The organism is Streptomyces sp. NPDC043680, from assembly GCF_056436685.1.
Window position 1 is genome coordinate 237,981 of sequence record NZ_JBWKCE010000001.1, and the last position, 19,744, is coordinate 257,724.

The 19,744-nt window shown below is 72.0% G+C and carries 21 protein-coding genes and 1 pseudogene; 7 read left to right on the forward strand and 15 right to left on the reverse strand.

Annotated features, from left to right (window positions below; all coding sequences use genetic code 11):
- Nucleotides 1–76 precede the first annotated feature (76 nt).
- From AC0666_RS01040 to AC0666_RS01075, 8 genes are all read right to left on the reverse strand, one after another.
- Nucleotides 77–631, reverse strand: coding sequence for a GGDEF domain-containing protein (locus AC0666_RS01040; RefSeq protein ID WP_478706875.1), 555 nt, complete (start codon nt 629–631; stop codon nt 77–79).
- 93 nt (nt 632–724) lie between these two features.
- Entirely contained in the window at nt 725–1,039 is a 315-nt protein-coding gene (locus tag AC0666_RS01045) for a SpdD protein (RefSeq protein ID WP_478706876.1), read from the reverse strand.
- A 23-nt stretch (nt 1,040–1,062) separates the two neighbouring features.
- Nucleotides 1,063–1,221, reverse strand: a complete 159-nt coding sequence (locus AC0666_RS01050; protein WP_356849446.1) for a hypothetical protein — start codon at nt 1,219–1,221, stop codon at nt 1,063–1,065.
- Nucleotides 1,222–1,238: 17 nt separating this feature from the next.
- The gene (locus AC0666_RS01055; protein WP_356849447.1) at nt 1,239–1,430 is read right to left on the reverse strand and encodes a mobile element transfer protein; all 192 of its coding nucleotides are present in this window, start codon (nt 1,428–1,430) and stop codon (nt 1,239–1,241) included.
- 12 nt (nt 1,431–1,442) lie between these two features.
- Nucleotides 1,443–2,090, reverse strand: a complete 648-nt coding sequence (locus AC0666_RS01060) for a DUF2637 domain-containing protein (protein ID WP_478706877.1) — start codon at nt 2,088–2,090, stop codon at nt 1,443–1,445.
- A 78-nt stretch (nt 2,091–2,168) separates the two neighbouring features.
- Nucleotides 2,169–3,527, reverse strand: a complete 1,359-nt coding sequence (locus AC0666_RS01065; RefSeq protein WP_478706878.1) for an FtsK/SpoIIIE domain-containing protein — start codon at nt 3,525–3,527, stop codon at nt 2,169–2,171.
- A 2-nt stretch (nt 3,528–3,529) separates the two neighbouring features.
- The gene (locus AC0666_RS01070) at nt 3,530–3,868 is read right to left on the reverse strand and encodes an SCO3933 family regulatory protein (RefSeq protein WP_478706879.1); all 339 of its coding nucleotides are present in this window, start codon (nt 3,866–3,868) and stop codon (nt 3,530–3,532) included.
- Between the two features lie 139 nt (nt 3,869–4,007).
- Entirely contained in the window at nt 4,008–4,787 is a 780-nt protein-coding gene (locus AC0666_RS01075) for a GntR family transcriptional regulator (protein ID WP_478706880.1), read from the reverse strand.
- 18 nt (nt 4,788–4,805) lie between these two features.
- Here AC0666_RS01075 and AC0666_RS01080 point away from each other — a divergent pair, with 18 nt between their 5' ends.
- On the forward strand, nt 4,806–5,273 hold the full coding sequence (locus tag AC0666_RS01080; protein ID WP_478706881.1) for an NUDIX hydrolase: 468 nt from the start codon (nt 4,806–4,808) through the stop codon (nt 5,271–5,273).
- Nucleotides 5,274–5,712: 439 nt separating this feature from the next.
- On the opposite strand, the gene AC0666_RS01085 is transcribed toward AC0666_RS01080, so the two are convergent.
- The gene (locus AC0666_RS01085; protein WP_478706882.1) at nt 5,713–6,420 is read right to left on the reverse strand and encodes a hypothetical protein; all 708 of its coding nucleotides are present in this window, start codon (nt 6,418–6,420) and stop codon (nt 5,713–5,715) included.
- Nucleotides 6,421–7,042: 622 nt separating this feature from the next.
- Between AC0666_RS01085 and AC0666_RS01090 the strand changes: the two genes are divergently transcribed.
- The 3 genes from AC0666_RS01090 to AC0666_RS01100 all read left to right on the forward strand — a co-directional run bounded on the left by AC0666_RS01090 (nt 7,043) and on the right by AC0666_RS01100 (nt 9,641).
- On the forward strand, nt 7,043–7,531 hold the full coding sequence (locus AC0666_RS01090) for a hypothetical protein (protein WP_478706883.1): 489 nt from the start codon (nt 7,043–7,045) through the stop codon (nt 7,529–7,531).
- Nucleotides 7,532–7,896: 365 nt separating this feature from the next.
- Nucleotides 7,897–8,121, forward strand: a complete 225-nt coding sequence (locus AC0666_RS01095; protein WP_468963302.1) for a hypothetical protein — start codon at nt 7,897–7,899, stop codon at nt 8,119–8,121.
- Nucleotides 8,122–8,285: 164 nt separating this feature from the next.
- Nucleotides 8,286–9,641, forward strand: coding sequence for a CoA transferase (locus AC0666_RS01100; RefSeq protein WP_468963301.1), 1,356 nt, complete (start codon nt 8,286–8,288; stop codon nt 9,639–9,641).
- 269 nt (nt 9,642–9,910) lie between these two features.
- Here the strand turns inward: AC0666_RS01100 and AC0666_RS01105 are convergent, their stop codons facing one another.
- Nucleotides 9,911–12,082 carry a TerD family protein gene (locus AC0666_RS01105; protein ID WP_468963523.1) on the reverse strand — a complete coding sequence of 724 codons (2,172 nt, stop codon included), beginning with the start codon at nt 12,080–12,082 and terminating at the stop codon, nt 9,911–9,913.
- 110 nt (nt 12,083–12,192) lie between these two features.
- A pseudogene (locus AC0666_RS01110) lies at nt 12,193–13,532 on the reverse strand (alpha/beta fold hydrolase).
- A 231-nt stretch (nt 13,533–13,763) separates the two neighbouring features.
- Here AC0666_RS01110 and AC0666_RS01115 point away from each other — a divergent pair.
- A complete protein-coding gene (locus AC0666_RS01115) occupies nt 13,764–14,747 on the forward strand; it encodes an XdhC family protein (RefSeq protein ID WP_478706884.1) in 984 nt (327 codons plus the stop codon).
- A gap of 166 nt (nt 14,748–14,913) precedes the next feature.
- On the opposite strand, the gene AC0666_RS01120 is transcribed toward AC0666_RS01115, so the two are convergent.
- Complete coding sequence (locus AC0666_RS01120) at nt 14,914–15,237, reverse strand: plasmid stabilization protein (RefSeq protein WP_361722728.1); 324 nt, start codon at nt 15,235–15,237, stop codon at nt 14,914–14,916.
- Between the two features lie 131 nt (nt 15,238–15,368).
- Between AC0666_RS01120 and AC0666_RS01125 the strand changes: the two genes are divergently transcribed.
- A complete protein-coding gene (locus tag AC0666_RS01125; RefSeq protein ID WP_468963299.1) occupies nt 15,369–15,770 on the forward strand; it encodes a DUF6479 family protein in 402 nt (133 codons plus the stop codon).
- A 74-nt stretch (nt 15,771–15,844) separates the two neighbouring features.
- On the opposite strand, the gene AC0666_RS01130 is transcribed toward AC0666_RS01125, so the two are convergent.
- Complete coding sequence (locus tag AC0666_RS01130; protein WP_468963298.1) at nt 15,845–16,777, reverse strand: ATP-dependent DNA ligase; 933 nt, start codon at nt 16,775–16,777, stop codon at nt 15,845–15,847.
- Nucleotides 16,774–17,715: a non-homologous end-joining DNA ligase gene (gene ligD, locus AC0666_RS01135; protein WP_468963297.1), complete on the reverse strand. Its 942-nt coding sequence runs from the start codon at nt 17,713–17,715 to the stop codon at nt 16,774–16,776. Before ligD ends, AC0666_RS01130 begins: the two co-directional genes overlap by 4 nt.
- A 31-nt stretch (nt 17,716–17,746) precedes the next feature.
- Here ligD and ku point away from each other — a divergent pair, with 31 nt between their 5' ends.
- Nucleotides 17,747–18,901 (forward strand): non-homologous end joining protein Ku, encoded by a 1,155-nt coding sequence (gene ku / locus AC0666_RS01140; RefSeq protein ID WP_468963296.1) that lies wholly within the window; start codon nt 17,747–17,749, stop codon nt 18,899–18,901.
- Here ku and AC0666_RS01145 read toward each other — a convergent pair.
- The gene (locus AC0666_RS01145) at nt 18,795–19,727 is read right to left on the reverse strand and encodes a nuclease-related domain-containing protein (protein ID WP_468963295.1); all 933 of its coding nucleotides are present in this window, start codon (nt 19,725–19,727) and stop codon (nt 18,795–18,797) included. The genes ku and AC0666_RS01145 overlap by 107 nt on opposite strands.
- Nucleotides 19,728–19,744 lie beyond the last annotated feature (17 nt).

The window sequence follows — 19,744 nt, forward strand, 5'->3', positions numbered from 1 at the left end:
TCGATTGCGGTTGGGAGGGGCCGGTCCGTCCGGGCGGCGGCGATGCTTGGCGGCTTGTGCGTCGCCCGGAGGCCGGTCAGCGAGTGGTGTGGCGCGAGCCTCGGCGGCCATGGGTGCCCTTGGCCGCGTACATCGCGGCGTCGGCGACGGCCAGGGCTTCGGGAAGGCTGCGGACGGGCAGGTCCGCGAGGCGGCAGGAGCCGACGGAGACCGAGACCGGCAGCGGGCGGCCGTCGTGGATCACGGGGGCGTGGAGCAGGGCGTTCAGCCGGTCCAGGTCCAGGTCCGAGCGACGATGCACGGCGACGAACTCGTCTCCGCCGAGACGGCCGGCGAACCCGTAGTGCTCGCACCAGCCGGTGAGCCGGGCGGCCGTCGCGGCGAGGGCAGCGTCCCCGGCGGCGTGGCCGTGGGTGTCGTTCAGGCTCTTGAACTCGTCCAGGTCGAGGAGGAGGACGGCGGAGTCCCGGTGACGGCGGAGGAAGCGCTCGGCGCGTACGGTCCATCCGGCGCGGGTCCGCAGGCCCGTCAGCGGGTCGCGGCGGGCGGTGGCGAGTCGGTGGGTCAACAGGGCGGAGTGGGCGGCCCAGCCGATGAGCGGCAGGCCTAAGGCGAGCGATTGGGTGTCCACGATGCTCCTTCGTGCGGTCGGAAGTAGTGATGGGTCGGGCTCCGAGCGGCGGCGATGCTTGGCGGCTTGTGGCACCCCGCGGAGACCGGTCGATCAGTGGTTCTTGAACCCCTGGCGCAGGGCCCGGACGAGGAAGAGCAGCACCACGCCGCTGACGGACAGAGCGACTGCGGTGACGGCGACGGCCAGGAGGAGCGAGACGGCGACGGAGGCCAGGGCGAGGACTCCGGCGATTCCGCCGGCGGCGAGGGCGAGCGCGGTGCCGGGCGAGTTCTGGACCAGGCCGCCGAGGGCGGTAGGGGTCTTTGCGGGAGCCGGGGCGGACGCGGGGTGTTCGACGGGGACCGGGGTCGGGCGGATGGTCGCCGGCGGGTAGGTGTCCGGGCGGGGGTACTGGGGCTTGAACACAGCGGTTCTCCTTCCGGGGTGGGCTACTTGTGGATCGCGGTGTCGATGGCCGGGGCGAGGAAGCTGTCCGCGAGGAGGAAGCCGCCGAGGAGGATCACGGCGACGAGCCACCACGGCGGGCGGATGAGCTTCACGCCGAGGACACCGACGGCGAGGAGGGCGAACCAGAGCGGGACGTCCATGGCTTTGGCCTTTCGGTTCAGCTGACGCGGCAGCGGTGGGAGCGGGCGGCGAGCTGGGCAGCGGTCGAGGAGCTGTAGTCCGAGGACCAGCCGCAGCCGTCGGAGGTGCACACGGCGGCGTCCTTCGAGCGGCCGTGGCGGTCGCGGTAGGTACCGATCTGGACGGGGCCGATCTTCATGAGCGAGCGGAAGTTGATCCGGGCGGGCATGACGGTCTCCTGTCAGGTGAGCTGGGCGGCGATGGCCTCGGCCAGCGGGGGCGGGACGCCGAGCCGGGCGCGCAGCGTCTCGGTGTCGATCTCCGAGCCGGTGCGGGTGCGGTGATCGGCCGCGATCTTCTGGGCATGGGCGACGAGGGCGGGCGGAGCCGTGATCGTCGGCGCCGGTGCGGGTAGGGCGGGGACCGGGGCGACCTGTACGCCGGGTTCTGTCTCCCGCTCGACCACGGGCTGAGGAGCCGTGGCAGGGTCCGGCTCGGGAGACGGCGTGCTGGACGGCGTAGGCCTGTGGACCAGGAGCGTTCCGCCGAGGAAGGCGAGCGCGGGCCATCCGGCGACGAGGATCCGGAGCCAGGCGGGGACGTCGTTCAGGTCGAGAAGGCCGGCGGTCGCGACGTTCGCGCCAAGCGAGGCCGCGAGGGCGACGGCGAACCAGGACCAGGCCGACCGCGAGGGCTCTCCCGCGTCCCGCAGGGTGCGCAGGCGATGCCAGGCGGCGACGAGGAGCAGGTCCACGCTGATCGGGTAGGCCCAGGCCTTCCAGCCGTCCTGTCCAGCAGCTGCGGCAAGGTCGTGCAGGTGGGCGAAGGAGAGGGCTCCGGCGATGACGGCCTGGACGAGGACGGCGTCCGGACGGACCAGGCGGGTCATGGTGTTCACCTCCTTTCAGGCATGGGGGTGGTAGGGACGTGGCGCGATGAGGCCGCGCCGACCGGGTGGGCGACGTGCTTAGAAGGCAGTTGCCGTAGCAGCCTTGGGCTGCACCTTGCCCACGAGGACCCGAGCAGGGAGCGCAGGCCGGAAGGGCTCCAGCTCCGGGATGCTCGGGGTGCGGTGCGCGTGGGCGTTGCAGGTGTCCACGGCCTGGCGGAGCGTGGTGTGCGGGGCCCGTATGCGGGACCAGCCGCCGGAGGAGTCACCGGCCACGGCGGTGCCGGGGCGGTCCTTGTCGATCTGGACGGCGGCGAGGACGGCGTCCGGTGAGATGTCCCCGAAGGCCATGTTCGCCGAGGTCTCGTCGTTCACGCGATGGGCGGTACGGCCGGTGAGCTGGGCGCGGAGCATGGTGATCCCCTTGCCGAGCTCGGAGCCGAAGCGCTGGCCGCAGATCTCCAGGTGGATGCCGGCGGCTCGGCCGAGCTGGGCCAGGCGGACGAGATCGGTGACGATCTGGTCCCGTCGGGCCTCCTCGGCCTTGTTCGCGGCGAGTGCGAGCTCAGCAACCTCGTCCACCAGGACCACGACGGGTAGGGGGCGAAGGTGCGCGGGCAGGTCCCAGATGTCGGCGGTGATCTCCGCATCCGGCAGGGCGACGCTGATGCGCTGCTCGGCGCGGATGACCTCGTACACGCGACTCATGTACTGGACGAGTGCGGCCAGCAGTTTGGCAGCGTCGGCGGGGTTGTCCGCCATGGCGGTGAATCGCGCCGCCAGCGGCGAGAGTTCCACACCGTTCTTGCAGTCGATGCCGACGAGCGTGACGTTCTGCGGTGCGAGCCCGGCGACGAGGGTGCGCTGATAGACGGACTTCCCCGATTTCGTCGCCCCGACGTTCAGGGCGTGCGGGACCTGGCGGTAGTCCCGGTGGTGGACCTCCCCGTCCTCGCGCAGGGCCACCGGCACCCGGAGCACCTCAGTGGGCCGGGCCGCGGGCATTCGCACGCGCTTGAGTACGTCGTATCCGGTCATCCGCAGCTCGACCACGCCGGACCGGATTTCCCGGGAGACGACGTTGTGGAGAGCGAAGGAGTGCCGTAGCCGATCGGATGAGGCGGAGAAGTCGAACGCGTCCTGACCAGGGCGGAGTTTGAGCCGGAGGACCAGGCCGGTCGCGGTGGGCCGCAGACGCAGGATGCGCGGCGACCGGGCTTCGGGGGTGGGGCGGTTGGTGACCCGGGCGAGAGTGAGCCGCCAGCGGGAGGGCGGGACCGTGAGCCCGCAGGCGTCCATGACCGAGCGGTAGCGGATCAGCACGCGGACCGTCGCGAAGGTGACCCCGAAGGTCATCCAGTACCAGGTGGGCCGCAGCCAGCGCAGAAGGAGCGCGAGGGCGAGAACCACCAGCAGCGTGATCCATAAGGCGTTCATGCTCAGCCTGCCTTGGCCAGGGAGGTGACGGCGACGGCGCGGAAGCTGATCCCGTGCCGCTTCTGACCGTTGAACTCGTTCTCCCACGGGCGGGCGACCAGGCCGGTCAGGGCGACCGGGGTACCCATGGCCAGCTCGCCGGAGATGTCGGGCTCCGCCACGGTCACGGAGATGACCTCGGCGTTGCCGTTCATCACGAACAGCACGTCGACGGTCATGAGGTTGCTGCCGCTCTCGTTGTCGACTGCGACCTGACCGGTCTTCTTGTCGCGGATCTTGAGCTGCGGGGGCTGGGCGACCATCACGGTCGCACCGGTGGTGTCGACAGGGATCTGACGCACGGAAGATCACTCCTCTATAGGGGTGGAACTCCGTCACTCATGTACATGAGTGACATGAAGAAGAGTGCACCACTCCTATACATGAGTCAACCCGCCGCGAAGAGAAACTCGCGGCGGGCTGGGGGGAGTTGAGCGACCGTCAGTCGCGGGCAGGGATCCGGTACTCGAAAACGAACTGGTCAGCGGCCATCAGGGTGTCGCAGACCTCGACCACACGGCCTTCCTTAGTGACGGCGTTGCGGAGCAGATGCACCACAGGAGCGCCGGGGCTCAGCGACAACTCGGTGGCTTCGGACTTGGCGGCCGGCCGGGCCTGGAGCGTCTCTACGTACTCGGCGAAGACGTGGCCGTGGTCCTCCAGCCGTGCGTAGATGCCGCCGGGGCCGGGGTTCTCCGCGAACAGCTCGGGGATGTCCTTGACGACGTCCCACGGCAGGTACGAGGTGGCGGTCTCCACGGGTGTCCCGTTGCGGAAGTACAGCCGTCGCCGGGCGAGTACCTGAGTGCCCACGGTGACTCCGAGCCGCTCCGCGATCTCGTCGGGCGCCACCATGGGCCCGATGAACAGGACGCTCACCTTGGCCTCGGCCCCGGACTGTGCGGACTCGGCGAGGTAGGCGGCGCGGCCCTCCTGCCGGTGCGTACGCCGGAAGCGGTCCGAGGACCGGTGGCGTACCGGCGGCCGGGCCTTCACCATCGATCCCTTGCCGTGCCGAGTCTCCACGAGCCCACTGGCCCGGACCTCCACCATGGCCTTACGGATCGTCCCGCCGGAGACGCCGTAGCGGTCCACGAGCTCGGACTCACTTGGCACCATGGCGCCAGCCTTGAGCACCCCGGCCCGGATCTGTTGCACGATGTCATCGGCGATCTGCACGTACCTCGGTACGGCGCGGCCACCTCCCACTGCGGTTCCCATAGTCCTTCTCTTCCTCCTATGCTCCTGTACATGAGTACGGGTTCCCCGCAGACCAAGTCAACGCCACTGCACTCCGTGTCCGTAGCCGGGGCAGTGCTGCGCGAGGACGGCCGACTCCTGGCGATCCGCCGAGCGGACAACGGGACTTGGGAACTTCCGGGTGGCGTACTCGAACTCACGGAGTCCCCGGAGGCCGGCGTCCGCCGCGAGGTCCTGGAGGAGACGGGCATCGAGGTCGAGGTGGACGAGCTCACCGGTGTCTACAAGAACACCACGCGCGGCATCGTCGCCCTGGTCTTCCGCTGCAAGGTATCCGGCGGAACGGAGCGCACCTCGGAGGAATCGACCGCAGTTGCCTGGCTCACCCCGGAGGAGGTGTCCCAGCAGATGTCCGAGGTCTTCGCGATCCGCCTCTTGGATGCCCTGGACGGAGATGGGCCCCATGTCCGGAGCCACGACGGCAAGCACCTGGTGCAGGCGCGGTAAGAGTTTCCCTACTTCATCAAGGCACCCGCCGCGCACGGCGCGGCGCGCGCGGCCCGTCGCCCGGGCCTGCGCTCCTGTCTCCGCCCCGCTCCAGCCCGGCCGCCGACCGCACGCCTGACGGCTCGGGTTGATGGGTGACGAACCCACAATGCGGCCGAGGCGGTACGCGAGTGCGGCTCAAGACGATGCCTCCGGCGGGGGCGCTCAGGCTCCGGGATGGGAGGGGGCCGTTCGCGGGTGCCGGCCGGTGGGGTGTGGCGGTGGGGACTCCCATCCCGTCTGCCGTCGACCCAGGCAGAGCCGAGCAGACACGGCACCGGGCGTCCAGGTCGTTCGTCCAGTTGGGCGCTCCACCTGGACGCCCGGCACCGCGCCTGCTCCACGGTGTGTGGGTCGACGGCAGACGGGATGGGAGCTGGGGTCAGTCGTGGTGGCCGACTTAGATGAGGCCAGCGTCAATGAGGCGACGGTAGTTCCGCCTGATGTGCCTCTTCCCTCTCTGGTGCCGACGCTGAAGGAGGAGTTCCCAATCTGCTGCCTTATCCATGGCAATTCTAGTTTGAGCGGCCTTAAGGTTCGCCCAATGCCTGTCGAAATCTCGCTCGAAAGCATACTGAGTGGCCGTTAGGTCGAAAATCAGCCGCTCAAGATGCTTCAGCATGTTCCTTTGCAGGCGAAGATGCCAGAGAGTCAGCGCATTCAATCGTTTGGTTCGATCGTTGTTGACCTTGTCGCGCTGTTCATTGAAGGCGACAATCCACTGGCCGTGGGCAAGGGAGTTCCTGGTGTTGATGAGCGGTTCCATCCACACGTCAAGAACTGACTTCATGCCGGCGAAGTGGGCTGCGCTGGTATAGGGGAGACCTGAGGGAACCTTTGTGCGAGGTATTTTGTAGCGGATTGCGAAAGCCTCGACGAGTACCTGGTTCCACATGTCGAGTACAGTCCGCTGTCGCATGACGCGCTGCTCGCTTGCTTCCGGGAAGTACGGTGAGCTAATGATCGTCATGAGGCGATCTTCGAGAGTGGCGCCGAGGAGAAGTGCACAGGTTCGCGTTAGCGCCTCAACCTCGTGCTTTTCGCCCTGCCGAATGGATTCCTTGCAGGATCGGCTGGCCACCTCGAAAGACGTTTCAAGGGCTTCCATATTGCGTACGTGTGCGCTATGGCGCTTCCCGCGATCCATCGGGCTCCCCTAAGGTTTAATTACCGAAGTCGGCAGAATCTACCAAGATTAATAGACTCTGCCGACCTCGGAATTGAACCGAGGAACTCTCGCCAGGCGAGCGTGTTCTTGTGCGAATTGACCGGCGCAAATTCGCACACCATTACACCAATCAGCCCGAAGCCGGAAACTTCGGAGGCCGGAAAGCTCCGGCTTCGTCGAGGAATTTAGCGCAATGGCGGCTTCCTGTAAACCTACAGGTCGGGGACCTGGTCGAGCTGGCCGGTGCGAACGGTAAGGCCGCAGAGAGGTCATGCCCGTCGACTCGGCCCGACTCTCGGGCTTCCGTGGCGGCGGCAGGGGAGTGGGTGACACTCGGGCCGTCTGTGGGCAGTGCGAGGGGGCTCAGGGGCGACCGGAGGCGGCCAATAGTGACAAGGTCGCTACGAGGGTGAGCCAGGAACACGCAGGTCAGGGGACCCCTCACCTACTGGTTCGCACCCAGGGGTGGCAGTCAGGCAAGACGGGGTGTTTCTCGCCAGTGATACCACGGCACGAGTGGCGAACATGGTCGCCTCGGGTCCGCAGTGGGAACGAGGAGGGCATGACCATCGAACAGAGGGCAGCGAACCAGTTAGCCGGCCGGGCTCATGAAGTGGGGCGGGTGTCCGGGCGGAAGGGGTGGGCCGACCTGTTGCAGCGGGTGAGCCGCGGGCGGTTCGGGCGGCAGAGTGGATGGGCGAGAGCGCCGAAGCTGGACACGCCATGGCAAGACACCCTCTCAGGGGAACGGCAAGGCTGGCGTGAGCGTGCAGCCAATCTGGACGGCGAGTTCGCGTTCAGCGTGGACTACCAGGTCTGCCCGAACTGTCAGCTCGGGTGGGTGGAGCAGCCGTACACGCTGCCGGAGTATCAGCGGTGCGGCCTGGCATCCGCTGGCCTCGCGGCGCTGCGGATCGAGCATCCGGGGCTGTCGTGGCACACCTTGGGTGGGCACCTCCGTGACTCCAAGGGATTCTGGGAAGCCATTGGAGCTGAGGTGCCCGGGGGATACCAACAGCGAAGCCTGTGTGCCCACATCACTGCCGGGTGAGGCCCGAAGGCGCCTCGGTTGGACGCGGCCTATTTGTGGACCGGCCAGGCTTAGCTACCAGCTCTTAGGTCTCTGACCTGCATAAACGACCAAGAAGCACGCGCCCTCCGGAGCCGTGTGCGCAGGTTCGAATCCTGCCGGGGGCACTTACTGTGTAAGTGTCACAAGACCCCGCCACCAGCGAAAACGCTGAGGACGGGGTCTTCGCGTATGCGCAGCCAACTGCCGCCCTGTGCAGCCGCATGACAGCCCCTGCGCCCCATTCCCGGCCTGGGGTATGGCCAGAACCTCGCAGGTCAGCCCCGGCAATACGCGGCCCCCGGGAATCACCCAGGGGCGACGACCGCTGGGCTACCTTGGCGGCCGTGGATGACGACATAAGCGAGCCGCCATCGGCCGATGAACTGGAATACCTGCGACGCGTCGAACGACTGGCCCATGCAGTCGCCGAGGCAGCGGCCCGGGAAGGGTGGCTCAGCTTCCTTCCGGACCCGCCAGAAGCCACCCCGTCGCAGCGCGCCGTCAACGCCATGGCCCGCCGCCTCCGCTTCACCCACCTCCACGGGGATGGTTGCATCGACCACGACTGATGGCAGTGGCCCGGCGGGACGCGTGCCCTGATGCCGGGTACTTCGTGAGAAGTAGCCATGGACCCCGCTCAGCGCATTCGCTGAGCGGGGTCTTTGCCTGTGCGGGGCCGGGGGCATCGAGGGGCTGCGGCGGCCTGTGTGAGGTGGGGTGTCAGCATGGGGGGATGGCGACACGGGACGGTGGGACCGCGCAGGCGTGGGAAGCGCTGGGTGGGGCGGGCGAGTTGGCGGAGCGGGTGGGCTACCGGGGCGGGAGCGGGCTGGAGAGTCCGCTGCCGGTACGGGAGTTGGCGCGGGCCGCCGTGGGGGTGTGCGGGCTCGCGGCGGCCGAGTTGGCTGCCGTACGGGCCGGGGGGACGGCGCTGGACGCGGCTCCCGTGGTGGTGGACGAGGGGGCGGTGGCCACGGCGTTCGTCAGTGAGCGGCACCTGCGCGTGGAGGGCCGGGCGCCGGTCGCCTTCGCGCCGCTGTCGGGGTTCTGGCGGGCGGCCGACGGGTGGGTGCGGACCCACGCCAACTATCCCCACCACGAGGCGGCCCTGGTACGGGCGCTCGGTGTGGCCGCGTCCCCGGAGGCCGTACGGGAGGCACTCGCGCGGCGGGGCGCCGTGGAGGCGCAGGAGCTGGTGTACGCGCAGGGCGGGCTGGCGGTCGCCGTCGCGCAGGGGTACGGGGAGCCGCAGCCGCTGGTGGAGTGGGTCCGTCGGCCGGATCCGGGGCGCGGGCGGGTGCCGGGCCCCTGGGAGCCGGGGGAGCCGCCTGCGACGGGGGTACGGGTCCTTGACCTGACCCGGGTCATCGCCGGCCCGGTCGCCACCCGAACGCTCGGACTGCTCGGGGCGGACGTGCTGCGGATCGACCCGCCCGGGCTGCCGGAGGCGGACGACGCGTACGCGGACACCGGCTTCGGGAAGCGGTCGGCGCTGCTGGACCTCGCGCGGGCGGACGACCGGGCGGTGCTGGAGGGGCTGCTCGCCGAGGCCGACGTGGTGGTGTCGGGGTACCGGCCGGGGGCGCTGGCACGGTACGGGCTGGGCGCGGAGGAGCTGCTGGAGCGGTGGCCGGGGCTGGTGGTGGCGGAGCTGTGCGCGTGGGGGTGGCGCGGGCCGTGGGCGGGGCGGCGCGGCTTCGACTCGCTGGTGCAGGCGGGGTACGGGATCGCCGCGCGGTGCGCCGGGGCGGAGGGTGAGCCGGGGGTGCTGCCGGCGCAGGCACTGGACCACGGCACGGGGTACCTGGTGGCGGCGGGGGTGCTTCGGGCGCTGGCGGACGGGGGCGGGTGCGCGCTGCGGTTCTCCCTCGCGGGGACGGCGTCGTGGCTGGTCCGGGACGTCCCGAGGGCCGGTGCGGAGGTATCGGAGCCGGGGCCGGGGCAGGTGCCGGGATATGACCCGGAGCCGTGGCTGCGGGAGGGGAACTCGGGGTACGGGAAGCTGCGTTACGCGGCCAGCCCCTTCGGGGACTGGCTGCGGGGGCCGTCGCGGTGGGGGACGGACCCCGCGGCGTGGCTCCGCCGGTAGGCCCGAACCCCGCCGGGTCGGCTCCCCCGGCCGGCGCGGGCTTCGCCGGGTCGGCTCCCCCGGTGGGCCCGGGCTCCGCCGCCGGGCCCGGGGCCGGTGGCGTGGCCCCCCGGCCGGGGCAGGCAGGCTGCGCGGTGCGGGAACGGCCGCGGGGGGTGCCGTTTCGGCACCCCCCGGCGGGACGTTGAGGGCGAGGAAAGCGGAGGGACTAGTTTCAGTGGAGTGAGAAGGAAGTCCGTCCATGGCCTCGCCGAGGCTCACGCTAGCAGTCAGGCGGGGATCACGTCGCGCAGGTTTTCCGGGGTGAAGATCCGCGAATCGGGGTGCAGTCCCTCCGGGCGGTCCAGCCCGATGTAGGTGACGGGGCCGTCCGGGAGGGTCGTGCCGTCCCACAGGGTGGTGGCCGTGGCGCGGTCGGCCATCAGGTCCGTGAGGTACCGGACCGTGAGGTGGTCGCGCTCGACGAGGCCGCGTACGAGCGTGGCGACCGACACCCGGTTGCCCTCGACACGGTTCGCGTCCGGGTGGCCCTGGAGGTACAGGTGGAGCCACTTGGCGCGCCAGCGGCCGTCGTTCCCGCGCAGGAACACCAACGGGAGGGCGACCTTGCCCGGCCCGCGCAGCTCCGACTTCATGCGTACGGTGCGCGGCTCGAAGGGGCGGCCCTGCTGCTCGGCGTCGCGCAGCATGAAGCCGAAGAACGACTCCTCGACCTCCTCGAAGCCCTCTCCCGCGTAGATGTTGACCTGGGGGACGATGAACGCGCCGCGCACGGCGTCCAGGCGCAGGTTGATGAACTCCGAGGCGCCGTCCGGCGCGTCGGTGATGTCGCCGGAGTGCTCACCCCCGACCTCCGTGAGAGCCGTGTACGACAGCCAGGAGACGGTCCGGTACGAGGCGTCCAGCATCAGCGCCGACAGGTCGTAGTCGGTGCGGCGGCTCGTCTGCTTCCAGTGCACGAAGAACCGCAGCAGTTCGCCGTCGACCGGGGAGAGGGAGCCGCGGGGCAGCACGCCGAGGCCGGCGGCCGTCGCCCTGCCGCTGAGCGGCAGCGCCACGTCGAGGACGTCGGGGTCGATCAGCAGATGTCCGGGCTCCGGGAGGCGGCGGCGCGTCTCGGCGTCCACGGCCGCGATCAGGCGCTCGCTCTCGGGCGGCGGTACGGGTGCGCGGGTGTCGGCGGCGACCCAGGCACGGCCGAAGCGGTTGACGAAGACGCGGCGCTCGCCGGTCTCCCGGGTGCGGTGGTGGAAGTGCTCCCGGACCGACAGCAGGACCCGCCCGGAGACCTGCGGGGCGGCCCGCTCGGCGGCGGCCACGACGGCGTCGCGCTCCTCCTGGGTGGGGCAGGCCCGCAGCAGCCGGTCCAGGGAGCGCAGCAGCCGGCCCGGGGCGGCCGCCAGCAGCCGCACGGCCCCGGTGACGTCCTTCGCGCCGAGCAGTTCCTCAAGGCGGCTGTCGAAGGACCGGGCCTCCTTCTCGCCGCGGGCCACGGCGAACACCTCGGCGGCGTGGGGCCACCGCGGGTACTCGTGCGGGTGGAGCCGCTCGCCGAGGCGCTTGAACGCCTCGCGGTGCGCGGTGACGTCGGCGAGCTTGGCGGGAGCCGCCGCCACGAGGGAGTCGAGGCCGGCGAGCAGGGCGCGGCGGACCGGCCGGGTCAGTGAGCGGAACCGGGTCGGCTCCACGAGGGTCACGTCGCCGCCGGACAGCGCGCAGGCCAGGCGGAGCACGTCGGTGACGGTGTCCAGCAGGAGGGCCGCGCCGGCGTCGAGGCGGGCGAGGTTGACGACCGCGCGGGTCTCGCGGACCGGGACCGCCGCGGGCTGGGGGCCGTCGACGCAGTACTCGGCGAGGGTGCGCAGATCGCGCAGGCCCTCCTCGCCGAGCGGGGTGCTGCTGCCCGCGAGGGCCAGGTACAGGGCGGTGGCCTCGTCGTGCGCGGTGCCGCCCCGGTGGAGGACCGTCATGCGGTCGCCGGCGGCGGCGATCAGCTCGTCGTGAGCGGCGAGCACTTCGGCGTACGGGTGCTGGTAGGTGCCGTACGAGGGGAGGGTGAGCAGGTCGACCAGACCGGTGCGCAGCTGCGCGAGGGTGCTGTCGCGGGAGGCGTCGTCGGCGAGCGCCTCGGTGATGCACCGCGTCCAGAAGTCGAACGTGTCGGGCACGTTGGCGGGGAAGTCGACGAAGTAGACGTTGTGCCGGACGTGGTCGCCGGCCATCGCGCGGACGGTGTCCAGCGTGTGCGCGGCGGTGTGGATGACCGTCTCCTCGGCCAGCCCCGACAGGTGCTCCAGGAGGGCCGCCGAGAGCTTGAAGCCCACCGACATCAGCGCGGCGTCGAACTGCCGCGCTGCGACGGCGCCTTGCCCGGCGGGTCCGGAGGGGACGGGCAGGCGGAGGGTGTGCCGGATGACCAGGGGTTCGAGGCGGTGGACCATCCGGGCATGCTCCCAGAGGTGTTCGAGCCGGTGCACGCGGTTTTCGTACGCGCGGCGCGGTGCGGTGCGGGGTGTGCACCGGCGGCCTCGGGCAGGGCGGTCGTAGGCCGTCAGGGAAGGTGGCCGGTGAGCCAGGCGGTGGCCAGGGCGGAGACCTCCGTGAGGGCGCCCGGTTCCTCGAACAGGTGGGTCGCGCCCTCGACGACGTCCAGCCGGTTCTCGCAGCGGAGTTGGGCCTGGGCCTCGCGGTTGAGGGTGAGGACGAGGTCGTCGTCACCGCCCACGATGAGGAGGGTGGGGGCGCGGACCGCGGCCAGGTGGGGGGCCGCGAGGTCCGGGCGGCCGCCTCGGGAAACCACCGCGTAGACCGGGGAGTCGGGGGCTGCGGCCGCCGTCAGGGCTGCGGCGGCTCCGGTGCTCGCGCCGAAGTAGGCCACGGGGGCGTCCGTGCGGGTGCGGAGCCAGGCGGTGGCGGCCGAGAGGCGCGCCGCCAGGGTCTCGATGTCGAAGACGTGGGCCCGGTTCGCCTCCTCGGCCGGGGTGAGCAGGTCGAAGAGCAGGGTGCCCAGGCCGGCCCGGTTCAGGGCCTCGGCCACCGCGCGGTTGCGCGGGCTGTGGCGGCTGCTGCCCGAGCCGTGGGCGAACATCACCACCGCCCGGGCGTGCGGGGGTGTGGTCAGGTCGCCGGGGAGGGTGAGGGCTGCGGCTTCGACCGACACCGCTTCCGTCACCGCTCCTTCGTCCGGCACCGCTCCTTCGTCGGGTACCGCTCCTTGTTCCGTCACTGCTCCGGCCTCCCTTCCGCCGTCGGGGGACCTGCTGCGGCCCGGGCCAGCAGGGCCACCACCACCTCGTCGGGGGTCTGGGAGAAGTCCTGGTACCACTGGCCGACCGCAGAGAAGTCGCTCGGCGTCGCCAGGCAGACCACCTCGTCCGCCGCCGCACCGACCCGGGCCACCGCATCGGGCGGGGCCACCGGGGCCGCCATCACCACGCGGGCCGCGCCCTGCGCCCGTACGACCTGGCAGGCAGCGGCGGCGGTGGCGCCCGTCGCGATGCCGTCGTCCACCACGATGGCGGTACGCGAGGCCAGTTCCACGCGGGGCCGGCCGGCGCGGAAGCGGGCCGCGCGGCGGGTGAGCTCCGTCTGCTCGGCCTCCTCGACCGAGGCGATGGCCTGGGCACTGATCCGGCCGCGTCGGACGATGTCCTCGCTGATCACGCGTACGCCGCCCTCGCCGATGGCGCCGAAGGCCAGCTCGCGCTGGTACGGCACGCCGAGCTTGCGGACGACGACCACGTCGAGCGGGGCGTGCAGCGCCTCGGCCACCTCGAAGGCCACCGGAACCCCGCCCCGGGGCAGGCCGAGCACCACCGGGTTCTCCGGCGCGTACTTGCGCAGTGCCGTGGCCAGTCTTCGTCCCGCGTCCTCGCGGTCGGTGAAGAACACCTGGTTCCACCTCGGTGCAGGAGCGTTGAGCCTTCTCCTACGAAACAACCTCTGCCGCGGCCGTTGCGCAAGTCGGGTCCGGTGGACCGTACGAGGGAGGGGGGTCGGGGTCTGTGGGTTTTGGGGGGTGGGTAGGGGTGGGAAGCGTGCGTAGGTTGGGCGAGAGGCCGCAATTGCGCCGCTGACCTGGTGCTTTGCGGCGGGCTCTGACGACGAGGATGGGGCAGCGGGATGCGTGAGCTGGTGGAGACGGCGCGGCAGTGGGTGGCCGAGGGGCGGGTGGGCTTCCTGGCCAGGCCCGTGGCCGAGCAGGGATTCGGGCCGCGGGACCCTGCCGGGGCCCTGCTCCTGGATGCGCGGGGCGGGGCGTGCGAGGGGGACCTGTACCGGGGGGTCTTCGACGCCGAGCTGCTGGCCGAGGCCGGTGCGTGGGAGCCGGGGGCGACGGCGCGGGTGTGCGAGGTCTCGGTCGGGGCCGACGGGGCCGCCGAGGCGCGGCTGACCTGTGGCGGCCGGGCGGAGATCCTGCTGCAGCCGCTGGCCTCCGCCCCGGCGCAGTGGTGGGAGCTGCTCGGGGAGGGGGTCGGGGTGGCTCTGGTGACCCGGCTCAACGAGCGGGCCGACCAGGCCGTGAGCGAGGTCGTACGGGCCGTGGACGCGCACGGGAACGACGCCGAGCGCCGGGCCGGTGAGCTGCTGGCCACGCGCCGGCCCGGCCGCGACGCGCTGTACGGGGACTCCGGGCTGGTGCTGGTGGAGGCGTACCCGTCGCCGCCGTACGTGCTGATCGGCGGGGGCGGTGAACTCGCCGACGTCATCGCGGCGCAGGTCCGGCTGCTGGGCTGGACGAGCGCGACGGTGGCCGACGCCGGGGAGGCGGAGAAACTGCTGGAGGCTCGGCGCGACGCCGCCTGCCTGGTGATGCTGAGCCACGACCCGGAGTTCGACGTCCCGACGCTGCGGACCGCTCTGGCCCTCGGGATCCCGTACGTCGGCGCCCTCGGCTCCCGCAAGACCACCGCGCGGCGGCGGGAGGGGCTGATCGCCGCCGGGGTGGGCGAAGCGGAGCTGGCGCGGGTGCACGGGCCGATCGGGCTGGACCTGGGGGCCAGGACTCCTGCGGAGACGGCGTTGGCGATCTGCGCGGAGGTCCTGGCGGTGCTCGGGGGGTACGAGGTGCGGGCCCTGCGGGACTCGGACGGGCCGCTCCGGTAGGGCCGGGCGGCCGCCGCCGGGCGCTTCGGCCTCGGCGGCGGCCGGCGCCCACCGGCTCCGGCTCCGGCTCCCGCTCCGGCATTCGGGTCCGCCGCCGGCCCGGCGTCACCCGGACAGGTGTGTGCGGGCGGGTGAATTCAGGCGGGTCGCCCGCCGGTGCGCGGTGTCACTTGTCGAGGGCGCGCTTCAGCTGGTCCTTGTTCATGTCCGAGCGACCGTGGATGTTGCGGCGCTTGGCCTCCGCGTAGAGCTGGTCGTACGTCGGCCCCTGCGCGCCGGAGTGCGAGTGCAGGCCGCCCCGGCGGGACGAGGACATGTCCTCCAGGGACTCCTTGCTCGCCGTCTTGGACTCGCCGGCCCGGGCCCGTTCCTTGTTCACCGTCCGGGCCGCGATCTCCTTGGCCCGGTCCTCGGACTCGCCGCGCTGCTCGGCGCTCTCCTTGATGTGCTCGTACTGGCGTTCCCGTTTGGGGGAGGATCCGCGGGGCATGACGCGCTCCTTTCCGGGTCATGTACCGGTCGCTTGCCTGGGGCGTTTACCCCGGCCCGGACGAGGTATCCGGTCCGGAGGTTTTCCAAGCGCCCGAGTGCATTGGGCCGATATGCGGGAAAATGGTGGATATGGACGTGACTTTGAGCATGGACAGGATGCTGACCAACATCGCGTGGTTCCTGGTCGTCGGAATCGCGATCGTCGGTTTCCTGCTCGGCGCCTTCAAGCTGGGCCAGCGGGTCCGCGCCAAGGAGCCGCCGCCGCCCACCCCCGAGAGCCAGCCCCACCTGCCGAACGGCGGCGCCGTGGGGGAGATCCGGGAGGAGCGCGACCCGGTGGGGTTCCCGCCGGAGGGCCTGCGCCCGCACGAGATGCAGGGCTTCGGGAACTTCGGGTCCACCACCTCCGCACATCCCGATGACATCCGGGCCGAGCGCGAGGCGGGCTACCGGAATCCGCCGACGTACCCCGGGCCGCAGCAGCCGCCGAAGGGCGAGCCGCCGCGGGACAAACCCACCGGCCACGCCTGAGCCCTGTCCGTCCGTGCCGGGCCGCCCCCTGTCCGTGCCGATCGCCTCTGACCTGCGCCACCCCACGGCGCAGGTCAGAGGTCTGTCCGGAGCCTGAGCACCTCGGGCGGCGGATGCCTCAGCGAGGTGTAGCGGACCTCCGCCGCCAGGGGCGGGTCCAGCGTCCGGTACACGACCTCGCCGAACCCGATCGCCGTGACGGTCCGGGTCGCGGCCCCGACCCCCGCCCCCGCCCGCACCCCGGCCGCTCCGGCCTCCCCCGCCGAGCCCGCCCGCACCGCCACCTCCGCCGCCACCTCCGCCCGCAGCGCCGCCGACAACGGGCTGGACACCAGCGGCGTCTCGTCCTCCACCGGCACCACCACCACCAGCGCGAGCGGCCGCCGCGGGGTGCCGGTGTAGCCGACCACCGCCGCGTCGCGCACCTCCGTGTGCCGCAGCTTCTGCCAGCCGCGCCGTCCCGCCGGATAGGTCTGGTCGAGCCGTTTGACCACGATCCCCTCGATGCCGCTCGCGGGCAGGGTCTCGTACCAGGTGGCGGCCAGTTCGGGGTCGGTGGTCATCGGTACGGGCTGGAGCGGCGGGCCGAGCGGGAGCAGCAGGTCCACCAGGAGCGCCCGGCGCCGCACGTAGGGGCGCCCGCGTACGTCCACGCCGCCCAGCTCCAGCACGTCGAAGGCGGCGTACGAGGCCGGCAGGCTCTGCGCGAGCACGGGGGCGCGCGCCGCGGTGGCGGCCGCCCTGCGCTGGACGAGGGCGAAGTCCGTCCGGCCCTCGTGCCAGACCACCACCTCGCCGTCGAGGACGGTGTCGGCGGGCAGGTGCAGCGCCGCGGCCGCCAGGTCGGGGAAGGCGCTGGTCACGATGCGCCCGGAGCGGGCCTGGAGCTGGACGTCCCGCCCGGTGCGGACGATGACCATCCGGTGGCCGTCGAACTTGGGCTCGTACGCGAGGCCCGCCGCGACGGGCAGGGTCCGCACGGGCGCGGCGAGCGCGACCCTGATCATCGCCTGGTCCCGGGGGGCTTCCGCGTCGCGGGGGATGTCCGGGTCCGGTGGTGCCCGGGGAGCGGGCGGGCCCGGTCGGGGTCGGTCAGCGGGGCAAAGAGGTCCCCGTCGCGCTCCAGCCGGGGCGGGACGTCTTCGGCGAGGAAGACCAGCTGGGAAGGGTCCCCGCAGTGCGCGACCTCCTCCCAGGAGACGGGCGCGGAGACCGTGGGGCGGGCCCGGGCCCGCAGGGTGTAAGGGGCGGCGGTGGTCTTGGCGGCGGCGTTCTGGCTGTGGTCGACGAAGACCTTGCCGGGGCGCAGGGCCTTGGCCATGCGGTGCACGACCAGGTCGGGGAGCACCCGCTCGGCCTCCTGGGCGAGGGCCTTGGCGTACGCGGACACGCGGTCGGACGGGGTGGGCTCCAGGGGCACGGCCAGGTGGAGGCCCTTGGAGCCGGAGGTCTTGGCGTACGCGGACAGGCCGTCGGCGGCCAGGCGCTCGCGCAGCCACAGCGCGGCGGCGCAGCACTCCACGACGGTGGCGGGCGGGCCGGGGTCGAGGTCGAGGACCATCCGGTCGGCGACGGCGGGGCTGCCCGCCGGCCACTGGTAGGTGTGGAACTCGACGACGAGGTTGGCCGCCCACATGAGGGACGGCAGGTCCGAGACGAGCACCTGGGCGGCGGAGGGCTCGTCGCTGCGCGGCACCGGGGCGGTCTTCACCCAGGCGGGTGTGCCGGGCGGCGGATTCTTCGTGAAGAAGAGCTGGCCGTCCGGGCCGTCCGGGTAGCGCAGGAACGACACCGGCCGGTTGTGGGTGTGGGCCAGCAGCGGGTCCGCGACGGTGGCGTAGTAGTGCAGCACCTCGCCCTTGGTGGTGCCGGTCTCCGGGTACAGGACCTTGTCCAGGTTGCTGAGCGAGATGCGACGCCCCTCCACCATGGTGATCGGCGTCATACGATGAGATTGCCATGAAACGGGAGGAACCGTGCGATCCATCTGGAACGGCGCAATCTCTTTCGGTTTGGTCAGCATTCCGATCAAGCTGGTGAACGCCACCGAGAGCCACTCGATCTCCTTTCGGCAGATCCACCTGAGCGACGGCGGACGGATCCGCTACCGCAAGGTGTGCGAGCTGGACGGTGAGGAGGTGACCAACGCCGAGATCGGCAAGGGCTACGAGGAGCCGGACGGGGCGATCATCCCGATCACGGACGAGGACCTGGCGCAGCTGCCGATCGCGACGGCGAAGACGATCGAGATCGTGTCCTTCGTGCCGGCCGACGAGATCGATCCGCTCCAGATGGACGCGGCGTACTACCTCGCGGCGAACGGGGCCACGGCCGCCAAGCCGTACACCCTGCTGCGGGAGGCGCTGAAGCGGAGCCGGCAGGTCGCCATCGCCAAGTACGCGCTGCGGGGCCGCGAGCGGCTGGGGATGCTGCGGGTCGTCGACGATGTGATCGCCATGCACGGGCTGCTCTGGCCGGACGAGATCCGCGAGCCGGAGGGCGTGGCCCCGGAGGGGTCGGTGTCGGTGCGGGACGCGGAGCTGGACCTGGCGGACGCACTGATGGCGACCCTGGGCGAGGTGGACATCAGCTCGCTGCGGGACGAGTACCGGGACGCCGTGGAATCGATGATCGAGGCGAAGGCGGAGGGCGCCTTCGAGCCTCCGGCGGAGGTGGGGACGGAGCCGGCCGGGAAGGTGATCGACCTGATGGCGGCACTGGAGAACAGCGTACGGGCGGCCAAGGCCGCCCGGGGTGAGGCGGCGTCGGGGGCGGGCGCGGCCGGGGCGGAGGGCGGCGAGGCGGAGGTGACGCCGATGCGGCGGTCCGCGTCCTCCGGTTCCGGCGGCTCCCGGACCTCCCGCAAGTCCGCGGGATCCGCACCGAAGGACGTGGGCGGCAAGAAGTCGACCGCGACGACGGCGAAGAAGACGGCGGCCTCGGGAACGGCCAAGAAGTCGGCGGCCAAGTCGACCTCCAAGTCGGCGTCGGGCAAATCCGCTTCCGGGGCCCGGTCCGGCACGGTCAAGTCCACCTCGGCGGTGAAGAAGACCTCCGCGAAGAAGACCGCCTCGGCGGCGAAGACGGCCTCGGGAGCGAAGAAGGCGGCCCCGCGGAAGCGAACGGCCTGAGGAGGCTGCGCGGGCCGGGGACCGCGGGACCAGGGAGCCAGGTCCGGCTGTCGCGGGCGAGGGCGAAGAGGGCTTCGGTGTCCGGCGCTTTGAGGGTGGCGGGGGCCGAGGCGAGCACCTCGGCCGCCGTGGCCGGTTCCAGGACGCGGATGTCGGCGACCGTGGGCGCCACCGCGATCCGGGCCGCGTCGACCAGCGCGAGGGCCGGGCTGACGGGGGCTGCCAGGGCGCGGGTGGCCGCTGCGGCGGCGCGGCGGATCCAGCGCGGGTCCGGGCGGGGCTCCGTACGGCCCACGGTCAGCAGCAGGTCGCCCACCGAGGCGCGCTGCCTGCGGCCCGGGACCGTACGGACGCAGAAGAGTCCCGCCGGGCCGATGAGCAGGTGGTCGACCGGGCCCAGGGCGGGCAGCGGAACTCCGTGCAGGACCCGCCAGCCCTCCGCTTCGAGGGCGTCGAGGACCTCGCCCATCTGCTGCTGGGCGGTCAGGTCCTGGCGCAGCCGGTGCCGGGCCCTGGTGCCCGCCGAGCCGTGTTCGAGCTCGCCGAGCAGCAGCTCGCCCGGGCGGTTCGGGGCCAGGTCCCGGTCCGGGGGCAGGGAGAGCCGGCGCAGCTCGGCCCGGGTGGGGACCGGGGGCGGGCCGACGGCGTAGCCGCGGGCCAGGTACGGGCGCAGGGCCGCCAGGACCGCGTCGCGGTGTTCGTCGGCGAGCACGCTGATCCGGTTGGCCTCCCGGTCGTACCAGGCCACCGCCCGCCCGTCGGGCAGGTTCACATACAGCCGGCCGCGGCCGGGCCGGCCGCTCGGCAGCACCTTGAGTCCGCGCACGGGACCTCACCCCCGCC